Source organism: Kitasatospora sp. NPDC057500 (genome assembly GCF_042802195.1).
Classification (GTDB): Bacteria; Actinomycetota; Actinomycetes; order Streptomycetales; family Streptomycetaceae; genus Kitasatospora.
Genome location: NZ_JBHVER010000192.1, coordinates 1 through 15,819 on the forward strand (window position 1 = coordinate 1; position 15,819 = coordinate 15,819).

At 75.0% G+C, this 15,819-nt stretch carries 10 protein-coding genes; 3 read left to right on the plus strand and 7 right to left on the minus strand.

The window, feature by feature from the left end; genetic code table 11:
• Positions 1-51: 51 nt before the first annotated feature.
• A complete protein-coding gene (locus ACFU74_RS29905) occupies positions 52-591 on the minus strand; it encodes a hypothetical protein (RefSeq protein WP_380762297.1) in 540 nt (179 codons plus the stop codon).
• Between the two features lie 105 nt (positions 592-696).
• On the opposite strand from ACFU74_RS29905, the gene ACFU74_RS29910 reads away from it, so the two are divergent.
• From ACFU74_RS29910 to ACFU74_RS29920, 3 genes are all read left to right on the plus strand, one after another.
• Entirely contained in the window at positions 697-2,055 is a 1,359-nt protein-coding gene (locus ACFU74_RS29910; RefSeq protein ID WP_380762299.1) for a BTAD domain-containing putative transcriptional regulator, read from the plus strand.
• A gap of 142 nt (positions 2,056-2,197) precedes the next feature.
• Positions 2,198-3,547, plus strand: coding sequence for a M14 family metallopeptidase (locus ACFU74_RS29915; protein ID WP_380762301.1), 1,350 nt, complete (start codon positions 2,198-2,200; stop codon positions 3,545-3,547).
• 230 nt (positions 3,548-3,777) lie between these two features.
• The gene (locus tag ACFU74_RS29920) at positions 3,778-4,230 is read left to right on the plus strand and encodes a hypothetical protein (protein ID WP_380762303.1); all 453 of its coding nucleotides are present in this window, start codon (positions 3,778-3,780) and stop codon (positions 4,228-4,230) included.
• 54 nt (positions 4,231-4,284) lie between these two features.
• Here ACFU74_RS29920 and ACFU74_RS29925 read toward each other — a convergent pair whose 3' ends face one another.
• The 6 genes from ACFU74_RS29925 to ACFU74_RS29950 all read right to left on the minus strand — a co-directional run.
• Positions 4,285-5,217: a Gfo/Idh/MocA family protein gene (locus ACFU74_RS29925; RefSeq protein ID WP_380762305.1), complete on the minus strand. Its 933-nt coding sequence runs from the start codon at positions 5,215-5,217 to the stop codon at positions 4,285-4,287.
• A 283-nt stretch (positions 5,218-5,500) separates the two neighbouring features.
• Positions 5,501-6,847 carry a crotonyl-CoA carboxylase/reductase gene (gene ccrA, locus ACFU74_RS29930; RefSeq protein ID WP_380762307.1) on the minus strand — a complete coding sequence of 449 codons (1,347 nt, stop codon included), beginning with the start codon at positions 6,845-6,847 and terminating at the stop codon, positions 5,501-5,503.
• A 372-nt stretch (positions 6,848-7,219) separates the two neighbouring features.
• Positions 7,220-8,278 (minus strand): sulfotransferase, encoded by a 1,059-nt coding sequence (locus ACFU74_RS29935; RefSeq protein WP_380762309.1) that lies wholly within the window; start codon positions 8,276-8,278, stop codon positions 7,220-7,222.
• Positions 8,279-8,287: 9 nt separating this feature from the next.
• Positions 8,288-9,070 carry a thioesterase II family protein gene (locus ACFU74_RS29940; protein WP_380762311.1) on the minus strand — a complete coding sequence of 261 codons (783 nt, stop codon included), beginning with the start codon at positions 9,068-9,070 and terminating at the stop codon, positions 8,288-8,290.
• Positions 9,067-15,036, minus strand: coding sequence for an SDR family NAD(P)-dependent oxidoreductase (locus ACFU74_RS29945; RefSeq protein ID WP_380762313.1), 5,970 nt, complete (start codon positions 15,034-15,036; stop codon positions 9,067-9,069). Before ACFU74_RS29945 ends, ACFU74_RS29940 begins: the two co-directional genes overlap by 4 nt.
• Before the next feature lie 29 nt (positions 15,037-15,065).
• Positions 15,066-15,819 (minus strand): phosphopantetheine-binding protein (locus ACFU74_RS29950; RefSeq protein ID WP_380762315.1); only part of this gene is annotated, 754 nt, incomplete at its 5' end.

The following is a 15,819-nucleotide window of genomic DNA, read 5'->3' on the forward strand; positions in this document are numbered from 1 at the left end:
GCGCAGCGGTGAGTCGGCCGGCCGGCGGACGGAGGTGACCGGCCCCCGGGGTCAGGCGACCTTGGCGCAGAGGGGCTCGGCGGAGCCGTGCTTGATGGTGAGGGTGCGGTAGCCGGTGGCGCCGATCTCGATGGTGTAGTCGCCGTCGACGGTGTAGAGGTCGCGGGGCAGGGTGCCCGCGCCGGCGCCGAAGCCGAGCAGGACCGGGCCGTGGGCGCGCCAGGTCTGGGAGCCGTCGGGCCGGTAGTCGACGTGGGAGCGGCCGCCGGCGTCGGCGTCGTAGTGGGCGCCGGTCAGGGTGTTGGTGAGCCGCATGACCAGGGCGCCCCGGTAGGCGACGCGGCGGACGGTGCCGTCCGGGTCGGCGGCCAGCACGTGCCGCTCGACGCGGTCGACCACGGGTTCCAGGTGCACCGGGAAGTCGCAGCGGGCGCCGGCCGGCAGGTCGAAGGACGGCGAGGGCCACGGCTCCCAGCCGCCGCGGCCGGCGGCGACCGCCACCGGGGCGGCGGTCAGGGTCGCGGCCAGGGCGGCGACAGCGGTGGCGGCAGCGGTCGCGGCGGTCGCGAGGCGGAGGGGGATGCGGCGCATGGCGGGTCTCCTGGTGGGGCGTCGGACTGTTCGGCGGCCAGCCTGGCAGGGGCCGCTGACCGGATTCTCACCACACCCCGGACGGGCGCCGTAGGGTGGCCCGCCATGGAGTTCCGACTGCTCGGCCCGTTCGAGGCCGACCACCGCGGCGAGCCCGTCCTGGCCGGTGCCCGCCGCCAGGAGCGGTGCCTGCTCGCCGTCCTGCTGTTGGAGGACGGCCGGGTGGTCGCCACCGAGCGGCTGATCGACCTGCTCTGGCACGGCAGCCCGCCCGCCTCGGCGCGCGGCACCGTGCACACCTACATCGGACGGCTGCGCGCCCGGCTGCGCCCGCACGGCGTGGTGATCGACACCCGGCACGACGGGTACGCCCTCGCGCCCGGCCCCCACACCCTGGACGTCCGGGAGTTCCTCGACCTCGCGGCCCGCGCCTCCGTCACCGGCGACCCCGCCGAGCGGCTGCGCTGCCACGACCGGGCGCTCGCGCTCTGGCGCGGGCCGCTGCTCGCGGACGTCGCCGACGACGCGCTGCGCGGGCGGCTCGGCGGGCGGCTGCTCCACCTGCGGCTGTCGGCCCTGGAACAGCGCGCCGAACTCCTCCTCACGATGGGCCGGCACGACCGGCTGCTCGCCGATCTTCCGCTGCGCGACGGCGAGTTGGAGGGCCTGCCGCCCCGCGAGCGGCTGGTGCGCGCCGCGATGACGGCCCTGTACCGGGCGGGCCGGCAGGGCGAGGCGCTCGCCCTCTACCGGCACACCCGGCGGACGCTGGTGGAGACCCTGGGCGTGGAGCCGGGCGCCGAACTGGCCGCGCTGCACGAGCGGATCCTGCGCGCCGACCCCCGGCTGGACCGGCCGCCGGCGCCGCTGTACGCGGTGCGGGTGGGCGAGGAGTGGCTGCCGTGGAGCGCGGGCGGGCACCCGGCGCTGGAGTTCTGCAACACCTTCGCCGGCTGGGGCGCACCGTCCGCACCGCCCGGTTCCGACTGGCTGCGCGGCTACTCGACGCTCGCGGTCTGGGCCGGGCACCAGGACCTCGCCGAGCAGCCGCTGGTCGAGTCGCTGCTGCGGCAGGCCGCGCAGCACCCGGACGAGGCGGCGACCGTGCTGGCCGAGGCCCGCGCGTTCCGCTCGGCGCTGTACGCGTGCCTGACCGATCCGCAGGACGGGGCCGCCTTCGGCGAGGTGGCCGCCGTGGTCCGACTCGCCACCCGTGCGGCGGTGTTCACCCGCGGCGAGGACGGCCTGGCGCGGTGGCGGCTGCCGCCGTCGGCCGGGCTCCGGCTGCCGCTGTACGCCGCCGCCCGGGCGGCGGCCGAACTCCTCGCCGAGCCGCGCCGGCTGACCGTCCGGCGCTGCCCGAGCGCGGACTGCGGCTGGCTGTTCCTGGACGCGGCCGGGCGGCGTCGCTGGTGCAGTCTGGCGACCTGCGGGGCGGCGGCCAGGGGCGCGACGAGCTCCTGAACCGGCGCGCGGCGGGGCCGGTTCCATCCTCGTTCCGCCCAACTCCTTGACGATTGCATGACATTGACGGAGCATCAACCTCGCGGCGCCGCACCCCCTCCTCCACCGTTCCGTCCCTACGGACCCCCACAGGAGGACAGTCATGCGACTGCCCCGCCGAGGGAAGCCGGCCGCGGCCACCGCCGTCCTGCTGGCCCTCGCCCTCGCCGTCCCGCTCACCACCGCCCAGGCCACCGCACAGCCGGCCTCCGCCACCGCCTCCGATGCCGACTCCGCGCGGCAGTACCGCCTCGACGGCCCCCGGACCGTCGCCGAGCGCACCGCCGTCGCCGCCACCGGAGCCTCCGTCGACGCCGTCCGGACCGACTCGCTGACGGTCACCGCCACCCCCGCCGAGGCCGCCCGGCTGCGCGCGCTCGGCTGGTCGCCCGTCCCGCTGCCGGGCCCCCGGTACGGCGCCGTGCCCGGCCAGGAGGGCGTCGGCGCGGCGCTCTACGACTTCCCGTCCGCCGACTCCGGCTACCACAACTACGCGGAGGCGGCGGCCGACATCGAGGCCGTCGTCGCCGCGCACCCCGACATCATGAGCAAGCGGGTGATCGGCACCTCCTACGAGGGCCGGCCGATCGTCGCCGTGAAGATCAGCGACAACGTGGGCACCGACGAGAACGAGCCCGAGGTGCTCTTCACCGCCCACCAGCACGCCCGCGAGCACCTCACCGTCGAGATGTCGCTCTACCTGCTGCACGAGTTCGGCGACAAGTACGCCACCGACACCAGGATCGCCAACGCGGTCAACAGCCGGGAGATCTGGGTGGTCCCGGACCTCAACCCGGACGGCGGCGAGTACGACATCGCCACCGGCCGCTACCGCAGCTGGCGCAAGGACCGCCAGCCCAACCCGGGCAGCAGCTACGTCGGCACCGACCTCAACCGCAACTGGGACTACAAGTTCGGCTGCTGCGGCGGCTCCTCCGGCTCCACCTCCAGCGAGACCTACCGGGGCAGCGCGCCGGAGTCCGCGAAGGAGACCAAGGTGGTCGCCGACTTCGTGCGCAGCCGGGTGGTCGGCGGCAGGCAGCAGATCACCGCGGCCATCGACTTCCACACCTACAGCGAGCTGGTGCTCTGGCCGTTCGGCTGGACCACCGCCAACACCACCACCGGCATGACCGCCGACGAGTACAACACCTTCGCCACCCTGGGCCGTTCGATGGCCTCCACCAACAACTACACGCCCGAGCAGTCCAGCGACCTCTACATCACCGACGGGTCGATCGACGACTGGCTGTGGGGCGCGCAGCGGATCTTCGGCTACACCTTCGAGATGTACCCCGGCCCCAACGGCGCCAGCGGCTTCTACCCGCCCGACGAGGTGATCGGCCGCGAGACCAGCCGCAACCGGGAGGCCGTGCTGCGTCTGGTGGAGACCGCCGACTGCGTCTACCGGGCGATCGGCAAGCAGCAGCAGTACTGCGGCATCGCCAACTGACGAATCGGATCGGCCCGTTCGGATCCCGGGGTTCGGACGGGCCGCCCCGGTGGTCGCATGTAAGGAACATGACACTCCGTTCCGGCCAGCAGCCGGGCGCCCGCCGGTCATTCACCTCGGCGGCCGGACCGGACGACCCCTCCCCGTGCCACGATCACCCAAGAGTGATGTGACATGTCACAGCTTTCGGCATCCGCCGGACTCGCCGCCCACCGGGAGGGAACCCACCCATGCACCGTCCTCGCACCGCCGCCGCCCTGGCCGGCGCCGCGGTCCTCGCCGCGCTGACCGCCGCCACCGCCCCGGCCGCCGTCGCCGCCCCCGCGCCCACCGGCCCGACCGGGCCCTTCACCACCTGCGGCACCCCGGGCGCACCCGGCCTCCTGCAGACCCGCGCCTGTATCGAGGTCAACGGCCTCCAGGTACGCCTGTTCGGCCACGCCTACCCCACCAACCCGGCCTGGGTGCCGCAGACCGTCGGCTTCCGGATCGCCGGAACCGCGGTCGGCCAGCCGCCGATCCCGCCGGTGTACCCGAGCGTCCTGGTGCCCTCCGGCGGCATCCACGTCGGCGGGATCACCACCACCGTCCCCTGCGGCACCACGGTGACCGCCGACTTCAGCGTGGACAACGGCGGCTGGCCGCCCTCACCGGCGACGGTCACCGTCGTCGTCCCCTGCTGATCCCGCCCCCGGCCCCACTCGCGGCCCGGCCCGCCCACCGGGTCCGGGCCGCGGTCAGCCCGCCTCCATCCGCTCCACGATCAGCTCGCACAGCTCATGGGTGCGCAGCGCGTCGTGGGCGTCGAGGGTCTTTCCGGCACGAACGGCGTCGAGGAACGTGAGGACGGCCTGCTCGATGCCGCGCTGGCGGGCGACCGGAACCCAGTCACCGCGGCGCCGGACGGTGGGCTGGCCTCGGTGGTCGATCACCTCGGCCAGGTTGTGCACCTCCCGCTTGGAGTCGCCACCGGAGACCTCCAGGACCTCCTCCGTCGAACCGGACAGGCGGTTCATGATGCCCAGCGCGGTGAACCCCTCCCCGGCCAGGGTGAGCACGACGTGCTCGACCAGACCGTCGCGAACCCGCGAGCGGACGTCGACGTGCTCGATGTCCCCCGGGGCCAGGAACCTGAGCACATCCACCACGTGAATGAAATCGTCGAAGACCATCGGCCTCGGAGCCTCGGGCAGACCCTCGCGGTTCTTCTGCAGCACGATCAGATCCCGAGGACGTTCCTTGGCCTGGACGTAGCCGGGCGCGTACCGCCGGTTGAAGCCCACCATCAGCGAGCGGCCCGTCCGGTCGGCCAGGTCAACCAGCCGACGGGCACCCTCCACGGTGTAGTCCAGCGGCTTGTCCACATAGACGTCCACACCCGCGGTCAGCAACTGCTCCACGATCGGAACGTGCTGGCTGGTCGCGGCATGAACGAACGCCACCCGGATCCCGCTCCCGATCAACTCCCCGAGATCGGTGAACCGCTTTCCCGCCTCGATCCGGTGCGCGTCACCGATCCGGTCCAGCTTCGCCCCGTCCCGGGTCATCAACCGCACATCCAGCCCCGCCAACCCACCCAGAACCGGCAGATACGCCTTCTGCGCGATGTCACCAAGCCCGACAACCCCGACCGAAAGAAGGCCGCCGTCAGAGACACGGGTCGAATCCATCAGCTTCTCCACAAGTACGCGCCGACACCAACCACCCCCACCCTAGTCACCAGCCCCCGTACACCACTCACCCATCACCGGAGCCCCCGAAGCGGCCCAACAGCACACCTGCGAGCCGGCGGGCACCAGGAGGGCGCTCGCACGACGCAGCAGCCCCGGCTGCGCGGGAAGGACACCGCGGTCTCGGCCAGGCCGCGGCCGGTGCGCTCGACCGGGCTCCGCGCCGGTCACGACCCGCTCGGGGACGTAGGAGCCGTGGCCAGGCTCCCGATCGCGCTCACGGTCACACCCGCACCGTCGACGCGTAGCGGCGCCAGGAGGTGAGGCGCTCGGCGCCGATCCGCGCCCGGGTCTGCGGGTCGGTCACGCCCAGGCCCTCGGCGGGGGCGAGGCACAGGACGCCGACCTTGCCGGTGTGGCCGTTGGTCTGCACCAGCCGCAGCGCCTCGCCGGTCCGCGCCAGCGGGAAGACGTCGGTGAGGATCGGCACCAGGCCGCCCTGCCGGAACAGCCGGGCGGTGTCCCAGGTCTCCTGGAGGTTGGCGATGTGGCTGCCGATCACCCGCTTGAGGTTCATCCACAGGTAGCGGTTGTCGTACTGGTGCTGGTAGCCGGTGCTCGACCCGCAGGTGACCACGACGCCGCCGCGCCGCACGACGTGCACCGAGGTGCCGAACGTGGCGCGGCCCACGTAGTCGAAGGCGACCCGCGGGTCCTCCCCCAGCTCGGCCCGGATCCGGCGGCCGAGCCGCTTGCCGTACTCGATCGCGTCGGCGGCCGGGTCGTCGCCGTCGCCCATGCCGAGTTCGCGCCGGTCGATCACCACGTCGCAGCCCTGCTCGCGCAGGATCCGGGCCTTGCGCTCGGAGCTGACCACGCCGACCGCGGTGCCGCCGCCGTTCTTGACCATCTGGACCGCGAACCCGCCCAGGCCACCGGTGGCGCCCCAGACCAGCACGATGTCGCCCTGCTTGATCCGCGCGCCGTGCTCGCCGACCAGCATCCGGTAGGCGGTGCCGGCGCACAGGGTGATCGAGGCGGCCTCCTCCCAGGTCAGGTGGCCCGGCTTGGGCACCAGCTGGGTCGAGCGCACGACCGTGTAGTGGGCCAGGCCGCCGAAGTTGGTCTCGTAGCCCCAGGCCCGGCCGCCGGCGCCCATCATGCCGTCGGCGTGCGCGCCCGGCTCCTGGTCGTCCACGTAGGCCGGGCTGACCATCACGTGGTCGCCGACCTTCCAGTGCCGCACGCCGTCGCCGACCCGGACCACCACGCCGGCGGCGTCCGAACCGACGATCTGGTGCGGCAGGTCGTGGCGGGCCGCGTAGCCGCCCTGCCGGGCGAAGCGCTCCAGCGCGCTGAAGGTCGAGATCGGCTTGAACATCGCCGACCAGACCGTGTTGTAGTTGATCGAGCTGGCCATCACCGCGACGACCACCTCGTCCGGCGCCGGCCGCGGCATCGGGACCGGCCCGACGTGCAGCGAGCGCCGGACGTCGGGGTCGGCCTCGCCCTCGAACATGCCGGCGTCGGAGGCCCGCAGGTGCGCCGCGGGGAAGAGGTCGGGCAGCGGGAGGGCGGCGAGTTCCTCCGGCGCGGCGCCCGCGAGCACCGCTTCGGCCAAGATGTCCATGAGATGTCCTCGTGTTCGCGATCGGGTGTGCGGTCGGCCGCGGGCGTCGCGAGCTGCTGTGCGGTCGGCCGGTGGCATCGGAATCGGGTGTGCGGTCGGCCGGTGGCGTCGAACGCGTCGTCGCGCGCGCCGGGGCCCGGCCGCGGGCCGGAACCGGGGGACGGATGCCGGTGTCGGCCCGGACCGGTGTGCCGCGACGGCCGGGCCGCAGGGTGGGCGGCGCCGTCCCGGTGGGCGTACGCGTCCGGATCTCCGGTCCGCTGTGCCGCCCGGGGCGATCCTTGGGGTCGCGGCAGCCGCGTCACACCCCAGCGTCGCCCCTACGGACCGGGCAGTGCTCGCAGGTGTCCGGGCACTCGGGGGTGTACCGAGTCACACGGCGGCGGGCCGCAGTGTGACGCCCGCCGCCTCCGCGAGCCGCTCGTCGGCGGCCGTACCGGGTGCGCAGGAGCGCCGCAGGGCGGCCAGCAGCTGGGGGTCCAGCCGGGACGAGGAGGCCCGCCGGTTCGGGTCGACCAGGCGGGCGGCCTCGGCCAGCCACCCGGGCGCGGCCGGTACGCCCAGGAACTCCGCCAGCCTGGCCAGTTCCGCCGGGGCGTCGGCCACCAGCGCCTCGTACGAGAGCATCGTCCACGCCCCGGTGGGCAGCCGCAGCAGCTCCTGCGCGCCGTCGCTGACCATCGCCGACCACAGCGCGCCGAACGCCGTCAGCGGGATGTCGCGCCGCATCAGCCGCGGCAGCTCCTCCGGGGTGGTCAGCAGCCGCCCCAACTCCGCTGGCAGCAGCTGGAACTGTGTCTCGCCCAGCTGCTCCGGGGAGGCGACCCCGGCGATCCCGGCCGCCTCGCGGCCCAGCAGCATCTGCCGGAACCCGGGGTGGCTGCTCATCGACAGGGCCGAGTCGGCGCCGTCCCGGGTGAGGTAGACGAAGCGGGCCTCGGGGAACTCCGCCCACAGCTTCGGCAGCATCCCCAGGGAGCCGCCGGAGCGCTCGACGACCACCGGCCGCTCGAACCGCCGGGCCAGGTGCGCGAAGAGCGTCCGGTACTGGTCGGCGATCGGGCGGGCCGGCCAGCCGGGCACCTCGGCGGCCAGCTCGTCGTGGAGCGCGTCCGGGTCGTCGGTGAGCATCGGCAGCGTCATGTGGCAGAGCGCCGGGACGCCCCGGGCGGGGTCGAACCGCCCCTTCCCGTACGGGTAGATCAGCTCGGAGACCCTGAGCCCCGCGGCGACCATCACGTCCATGGCCGGCTCGGGCTCGCTGAGCATCCGCCAGAACTCGGCGCCGTCCGGGGCACCGTCGAGGTAGCCGCGGCTACGCACGGTGCTGAGCAGTTCGCTGAGGCTGAGCACCTCGTCGTGGGCGCGCAGCATCCGGGAGACCAGGGTGGACCCGCACCGGCCGGTGCTGATCACGAACGTCGGAGTCATCGGCCGTCCTCACATCGCCCCGGCGCGCAGCCGGTCGCGGATCACGTCGAGCACCGCGCGCTGGTGGCGGGCGAGGTAGAAGTGGCCGCCCTCGAAGGTGTGCAGCGCGAAGCCGCCGGTGGTGTGCTCGGCCCAGGCGCCGACCTCCTCCAGGCTCGCCTTCGGGTCGCTCTCGCCGGTCAGGGCGACGATCGGGCAGTCCAGCGCGGGGCCCGGCTCATAGCGGTACGTCTCGGCGGCGGTGTAGTCGCTGCGGATCGCCGGCAGGATCATCCGCAGCAGCTCCAGGTCGCCGAGGATGCGGGCGTCGGTGCCGCTGAGGCTCTGCAGTTCGGCGACCAGGCCGTCGTCACCGAGCAGGTGCGCGGTCTCCACCCGGTGGCGGGAGGGGGCGCGGCGGCCGGAGGCGAACAGTGCGACGGGGGCGGTGCCCAGCTCGCGCCTCATCCGGACGGCGACCTCGAAGGCCAGGGTGGCGCCCATGCTGTGCCCGAAGAAGGCCAGTGGACGGTCCATCAGCGGGCGCAGCGCGGCGAACGACTCGTCGGCCAGCTCGGCGATGGTGGTCAGCGGCCGCTCGTGGCGGCGGTCCTGGCGGCCCGGGTACTGGAGCGCGACGACCTGCACGGTGGAGCGCAGGGCCTCGGAGACCGGGTAGTAGAAGCTCGCCGAGCCGCCGGCGTGCGGGAAGCAGACCAGGGTGAGGTCGCCGGCTTCCTGGTGGAAGCGGCGGATCCAGAGGTTGTCCTGGGCCGGGTCGACCTGGTCACGCAGGTCGTTCGGGTCTCTCATCGGGTGGTCGCTTTCGTCGTCGTCGGCCGGGAAGTGGGGCCGGTGGCTGGGCCGGGAGTGGGGTCGGTGGCGGTGCCGAGGGTGGTGAGCCACGCGTCGACGGTCCGCGCGGTGGCGGCGGCGTGCTCCTCCATCAGCGAGAAGTGGTTGCCGGGGGTGTCCACGGCGCTGTGCGGCAGGGTCCAGGAGGAGCGCCAGTCGCCGTCGCGCGACCAGCCGAACATCGGCTCGGTGGCCCGGACGAGCAGGGTCGGGGCCTGGATCGGGGTGGGCTGCCAGCCGTGGAAGAGCCGGACGTAGCCGCCCATCGCGGTCAGCCTGGTGTCGTCCATCGGGACGTAGCCGTCCTCCCGCTCGATCATCCCGGCGCTGAGCGTCGACTGGATGCCGGCGAGCGCCTCGACGTCGTGCGAGTAGATGTCGATCAGCACCAGCGCCTGCGCGGCGGCGCCGACGCGTTCGAGTTCGGCGGCCACCGCGTGGGCGAGCATGCCGCCGGACGAGTGGCCGACCAGGGCGCACGGAGCCCCGCCGGTGTGCGCGAGGATCGCCTCGGCCTGGGCCTCGACCACCGCCCGCACCGTGGCGGGCAGCAGCTCACCGCGCCCGAAGCCGGGCGCGGCAACGGCGGCGACGTCCCGGCGCCCGCGCAGCGCGCCGGCGAACCTGACGTACTGGTGCGGGCCGGAGATGGCGAGGATCGACGGCAGGCAGACCAGGCCGGGCCCGTCGGTGCCGCGGGCCAGCCTGACCACCGGGACCGGCTCGGGCAGTTCCCCGCCGGCGCGGAAGGACGGGCGGAACTCCGACGCGGCGACCAGGACCCCGAAGAAGTCGCCGCTGCGCCCGGTGGCCGAGGCCTCCCGGAACATCGCGCCGAGGGTGCCGGCGCCCTCCTGCCGCGCGGGCTCGGCCCCGGCGTCCGCCGTGGTGAACTGCCCGGTGAGGTGGGTGACCAGGGCGCCAGGGGTGGGGTGGTCGAACAGCAGCGTGGTCGGCAGCCTCAGCCCGGTGGCGGCGGCCAGCCGGTTGCGCAGCTCGACGGAGGTGAGCGAGTCGAAGCCGGCCTCCAGGAACGGCCGGTGCGGGTCGGCGGCGGCACCGGGCTCGGCGGCCGGCTCGGCGTGGCCGAGGACGACCGCCGTCTGACGGGCCACCAGGTCGGCCAGGGCGGCCAGGCGCTCGTCGGCCGACAGCTGCGCCAGGCGGCGCTGGAAGGCGGCGAGCGCCTGCTGGTCCGGCACATCGCCGCCCGCCCGCCCGGCCGGGGCGAGCCCGGCGAGGACTGCGGGGAGCGCCCCGGCGGCCCCGGCGGCGCGCAGGGCCGCGACGTCCAGGGCGACCGGGGCGAGGAGCGGCCGGGCGGCGCCCAGGGCGGCGTCGAAGGCGGCGAGGCCCTGCTCGGCGGTGAGCGGAACGACCCCGCCCTGTCGCAGGCGGCGCCGCTCGACATCGGTGAGGGTGTCGCCCATGCCCGCCTCCCACAGGCCCCAGGCGAGCGAGACGGCCGGGACGCCCCGGGCACGGAGAGCGGTGGCGTAGGCGTCGAGGAAGGCGTTGGCGGCGGCGTAGTTGGCCTGGCCGGGGTTGCCGAGGAGGCCGGCGACGGAGGAGTAGAGGACGAAGGCGGCGAGGGGCTTGCCCTCGGTCGCGGCGGCGAGGTTGCGAGCGGCATCCACCTTGGCCCGGAAGACCCGCTCCAGGCGCTCCGGCGTCAGGTCGGCGAGCAAGGCGTCGTCGAGCAGCCCGGCCGCGTGGATCACGGCCGTCACGGGCTCGTCCCGCAGCACGTCGGCGACCGCGTCCGGGTCGGCGACGTCGCAGGCCACCGCGCGGACCTTCGCGCCCTCGATCGCCACGCTCCCGCCGGAGCGGGAGAGCAGGAGCAGGTCGCGGACACCGTGGGTCTCGGCCAGGTGGCGGGCGATCAGGCGGCCGAGCGCCCCGGTGGCGCCGGTGACGACGACCGTGCCGTCGCCGAACCCGACCGGCTCCCCCGCGGCGGGCACCCGTACCAGGCGCGGGACGCGGACCTCGCCGTCGCGGACCACGGCCTGCGGAAGCTCGTAGAAGGCGTCCTCGGCGGCGTCCAGCAGGTGGATGCGGTCCGGTTGCTCGGCCTGCGCCGAGCGGACCAGGCCCCACAGGGCGGCACCGTCCGCATCCGTGACCACCTCGCCCGCCGCGCCGAACGTCCTTACCACCAGGCGCGATCGCGCCCACTCCGGATCGGCCAGCCAGTCCTGGAGCAGCGCCAGCAGCGCCGCCGACCGGTCCAACGCCGCACCCGCAGCCGAAGCATCCACCAACAGCACCGGAACAGGCTCAGGCAGCACGTCACCGAGAGCGATCACCACCGGCGTCCGCGCTGACGCGGCCACCTCCCGCACCGCCCACTCCACCTCGTACAGCAGCCGGTCGGCCGCTCCCCCGCCCAGCCGGTCGGCGGAGACCGGCCGCAGCGTGAGCCGTTCGACCCGGCCGACGGGCAGCCCGGTCGGGTCCGCCAGATCGAGCCGGACGGTGTCGACCCCGCTCACGGCGGTCAGCCGCACCCGCAGGGCGGTGCCGGCCGGGGCGAAGCGGTGCACCCCGGAGAAGCCGAACGGAAGCCGCAGCCCCTCGCCGGGCAGCAGCCCCGCCGGGCCGATCGTGTGCAGGACGGCGTCGAACAGCGCCGGGTGCAGTCCGAACCCGTCGCCCGGGGTGTCGGTCCGCACCTCGGCGAACGCCTCGCCGCCGCGCCGCCACATCCGGCGCAGGCCCCGGAAGGCGGGACCGTAGTCGAGGCCGGTGTCCGCGAAGGCGTCGTAGAGCCCCGCCAGCGGCACCTCCTCGGCGCCGGGCGGCGGCCAGCCGACCAGGTCGGCGTCGACGTCGGCGGGTCCCGCCGTCGAGAGGGCGCCGGCGGCGTGCAGGGTCCAGGGCTCCTCGTCGCCGACGCGGGAGTGCACGGTGACGGCGTGCGCCCCGTCCTCCTCCGTCACGGTGACCCGGACGGTGACGACGCCGCGATCGGGCAGCAGCAGCGGCTGCCGCAGCGTCAGCTCCTCCAGTGCCGGTGCGCCGACCCGCTCCCCGGCGGCGAGGGCAAGTTCGACCAGCGCGGTGCCGGGCAGGACGGCACGGCCCAGCACGGTGTGCTCGGCCAGCCACGGCTGGGCGGTGGCGTCCAGCGTCCCCGTGAGGACCAGCGTGCCGGTGTCGGGGACGTCGACGGCGGCACCGAGCAGCGGGTGGCCGGTCGGCTCCAGGCCGAGACTCCGGGCGTCGCCGCCGCGGCCGGTCCCCGGGCGGGGCCAGAGGCGCCGGTGGGTGAACGGGTAGGTCGGCAGATCCGCCCGACCGGTCCCGCCGACAACCGGCCGCCAGTCGACGTCGGCGCCGTCGACGAACAGGGCGGCGACCGAGCCCAGCAGCGTCCGGGCCTCGGCGCGCCCGCGCCGCAGGGCCGGAACGGCCAGCAGTCCGGCGTCGGCGTCCCGCACCAGCGCGGTGAGCACCGCGTCCGGCCCGATCTCCAGTACCCGGGTGACGCCCTGGGCGGCGAGGGCCGCGACGGCGTCGGCGAAGCGGACCGGGCGGCGGACCTGGTCGACCCAGTAGGCCGGGTCGCTCCACCGGCCGGGCGTCACGGCCGCGCCCGTGACCGTGGAGACGGCGGCGAGCCTCGGCTCCGCGAAGGCGAGGCTTCCCACCGCGGCGCGGAAGTCGGCGAGCATCGGGTCCATCAGGCGGGAGTGGAACGCGTGGCTGGTGCGCAGGCGCGAGGTCTTCCAGCTGCGCTCGGCCGCCACCGCCGCAGCCGCTTCGATGCCGTCCGAGGTACCCGAGAGCACCACGGCGGCAGGGCCGTTGACAGCGGCGACGTCGAGGTCGGGGAGCGCCTCCCGCACCTCGGCCTCAGGCGCCCCGACGGCCAGCATCGCACCGCCGGGGGGCAGTTCCTGCATCAGCCGGCCGCGCGCGGCCACCAGCGCGGCAGCGTCCTTGAGTGACAGCACCCCCGCCGCGTACGCCGCCGTGACCTCACCGATCGAGTGCCCCGCGACGACATCGGGCGTCACGCCCCAGCTCCGTACGAGGGCCAGCAGCGCGACCCCGACGGCGAACAGCGCGGGCTGCGCCGTCCCGGTCCGGTGGATCCGTTCCTCGTCCGCGAGCAGGTCGTGCAGCGGCAGGCCGAGGGCAGCGCACGCCTCGTCGAAGGCGTCCGCGTACACCGGGTGCGCCTCGTACAGCTCCCGGCCCATGCCGACCCGCTGAGCGCCCTGCCCGCTGAAGACCAGGGCGAGCCGTCCGGGTCGCGCGGTGCCCCTGAGGGTGCCGCCGTCGGCCAGCGCGGCCAGCAGCTCGGACCGGTCGCGGCCGAGCGCGACGGCCCGGTGCGGCAGCCGCGACCGGCCGGCGAGCGCGCGGGCGGCATCGCGCGGCCGTACGTCCGGACGGGCGGTCAGGTACGCCGCGAGTTCAGCGGCCTGGGCGTCCAGCGCGGTGCCGTCGGCCGCCGCGAGGACGAGCGGGGTCACCGGCAGCGGCTCGTCCGGCTCGGCGGCGGGCGCCGGAACCGGGGTCTCCGTGGGGGCTTCGAGGATGACGTGGGCGTTGGTGCCGCTGATCCCGAAGGACGACACGGCCGCGCGGCGCGGGCGGTCCACCTGCGGCCACTCCCGTGCCTGCGTCAGCAGCTCGACCGCGCCGGCCGACCAGTCCACCTTCGTCGACGGGGTGTCGACGTGCAGGGTGCCCGGCAGGACGCCGTGGCGCATCGCCTCGACCATCTTGATGATCCCCGCCACACCGGCGGCGGCCTGGGTGTGCCCCAGGTTCGACTTCACCGAACCGAGCCAGAGCGGCTCGCCCGCGCGGTCCTGGCCGTAGGTGGCCAGCAGCGCCTGCGCCTCGATCGGGTCGCCCAGCGGCGTTCCGGTGCCGTGCGCCTCCACCGCGTCCACGTCGGCCGCGCCGAGCCGCGCGTTGGCCAACGCCGCCCGGATCACCCGCTGCTGCGAAGGACCGTTCGGCGCCGTCAGACCGTTGGACGCACCGTCCGAGTTGACGGCGCTGCCCCGCACCACGGCCAGCACCGGATGCCCGTTGCGCCGCGCGTCGGAGAGCCGCTCCACGAGCAGCATGCCGACGCCCTCACCCCAGCCGGTGCCGTCCGCGCCCTCCGCGAAGGACTTGCACCGGCCGTCGGGCGCCAGGCCGCGCTGCCGGGAGAACCCGATGAAGGTGTTCGGGGTGGCCATCACCGTGACGCCGCCCGCCAGCGCCGCGTCGCACTCGCCGCCGCGCAGCGCCTGCACGGCGAGGTGCAGGGCGACCAGGGAGGAGGAGCAGGCGGTATCGACGGTGAGGGTCGGGCCTTCGAGGCCGAAGGTGTAGGCGATCCGCCCGGAGGCGATGCTGCCGCCCGTGCCGAGGAAGCCCTCGGCCGAGTCCGCCGACTCCCCCATCACCAGCGCGTAGTCGTTGTACATGACGCCGGTGAACACACCCGTCCGCGAACCCCGCAGCCCCAGCGGATCGATGCCCGCCCGCTCGAACGCCTCCCAGGACGTCTCCAGCAGCAACCGGTGCTGCGGGTCCATCGCCAACGCCTCACGAGGCGAGATCCCGAACACCGCCGGATCGAAGTCGGCCGCGCCGACGAGGAAGCCGCCGTCCCGGGAGTAGCTGGTGCCGGGGTGGTCGGGGTCGGGGTGGTAGAGGTTCTCCACGTCCCAGCCACGGTCGGTCGGGAACGTCCCGATCGCGTCCCGGCCCGCGGCCACCAGCTCCCACAGGTCCTCGGGCGAGGAGACCCCGCCCGGGAACCGGCAGGCCGTCCCGACGATCGCGATCGGCTCGGACGCGGCCCGCTCGGCCCCCCGCAGCAGCTCACGGGTGTCGTGCAGTTCGGCGGTGGCCCGCTTGAGGAAGTAACGCAACCGGTCCTCGGGGACCTGGCCTGGCTCGCTCATGTACTGTCGCCTCTCTTCGCCGCAGCGGGTCAGGAGATCCCGAATTCCTTGCCGAGCAGGTCGAACACCTCGTCATCGGTAGCGGATTCGAGCTCGTCGGCCAGGACGGACCCACCGGTCCGCGCCGCGTCCGCGCTCTTCCAGGAGGCGAGCAGGCCGTGCAGTCGGGCGGTCACCCGGGACCGGCCCTCGGCATCGGGCGACACCGTCCGCAACTCCTGTTCAAACCGGTCGAGCTCAAGGAGCAGGGCCGCCGTCGGGGAAACCGCCGCCGGCCGGAGCCGCTCGACGAGATGGGCGGCGAGCACCCCGGCATTCGGGTAGTCGAACACCAGCGTGGACGGCAGCCGCAGGCCGGTCACGGCCGTCAGCCGGTTCCGCAGCTCGACCGCAGTGAGCGAGTCGAAGCCCAGCTCGTTGAACGCCCGGCCGACCGGGACGGCGGCGGCGGAGTCGTGCCCCAGCACGGCCGCCACCTGCGTCTGGACGGCTTCGAGCACGAGCCGGTCCTGCTCCTCGGCGGGAAGCCCGTCCAGGCGCTCACCCAGCGTCGGCCCGGCCGGGACGGCCCGGTGGCCACGCGGGGCGCGGACCAGCCCGGCCAGCAGCGGGGGCAGCATCCCCACCGCGGCGGCCTGCCCGAGCGCGGCCCGGTCGAGCGACAGCGGGGCGACCAGCGCTCGGGCGCTGCCGAGGGCGGCGTCGAAGGCGGCGAGGCCCTGCTCGGCCGTCAGCGGCAGCACGCCGCCGCGCCGCATCCGGTCGCGGTCGGCGTCGGCGAGG

Excerpts from the sequence above, each read along its gene's own strand:
- ACFU74_RS29905 (WP_380762297.1), bottom strand. The coding sequence starts at position 591 with ATGCGCCGCATCCCCCTCCGCCTCGCGACCGCCGCGACCGCTGCCGCC.
- ACFU74_RS29910 (WP_380762299.1), top strand. The coding sequence starts at position 697 with ATGGAGTTCCGACTGCTCGGCCCGTTCGAGGCCGACCACCGCGGCGAG.
- ACFU74_RS29915 (WP_380762301.1), top strand. The coding sequence starts at position 2,198 with ATGCGACTGCCCCGCCGAGGGAAGCCGGCCGCGGCCACCGCCGTCCTG.
- ACFU74_RS29920 (WP_380762303.1), top strand. The coding sequence starts at position 3,778 with ATGCACCGTCCTCGCACCGCCGCCGCCCTGGCCGGCGCCGCGGTCCTC.
- ACFU74_RS29925 (WP_380762305.1), bottom strand. The coding sequence starts at position 5,217 with ATGGATTCGACCCGTGTCTCTGACGGCGGCCTTCTTTCGGTCGGGGTT.
- ccrA (WP_380762307.1), bottom strand. The coding sequence starts at position 6,847 with ATGGACATCTTGGCCGAAGCGGTGCTCGCGGGCGCCGCGCCGGAGGAA.
- ACFU74_RS29935 (WP_380762309.1), bottom strand. The coding sequence starts at position 8,278 with ATGACTCCGACGTTCGTGATCAGCACCGGCCGGTGCGGGTCCACCCTG.
- ACFU74_RS29940 (WP_380762311.1), bottom strand. The coding sequence starts at position 9,070 with ATGAGAGACCCGAACGACCTGCGTGACCAGGTCGACCCGGCCCAGGAC.
- ACFU74_RS29945 (WP_380762313.1), bottom strand. The coding sequence starts at position 15,036 with ATGAGCGAGCCAGGCCAGGTCCCCGAGGACCGGTTGCGTTACTTCCTC.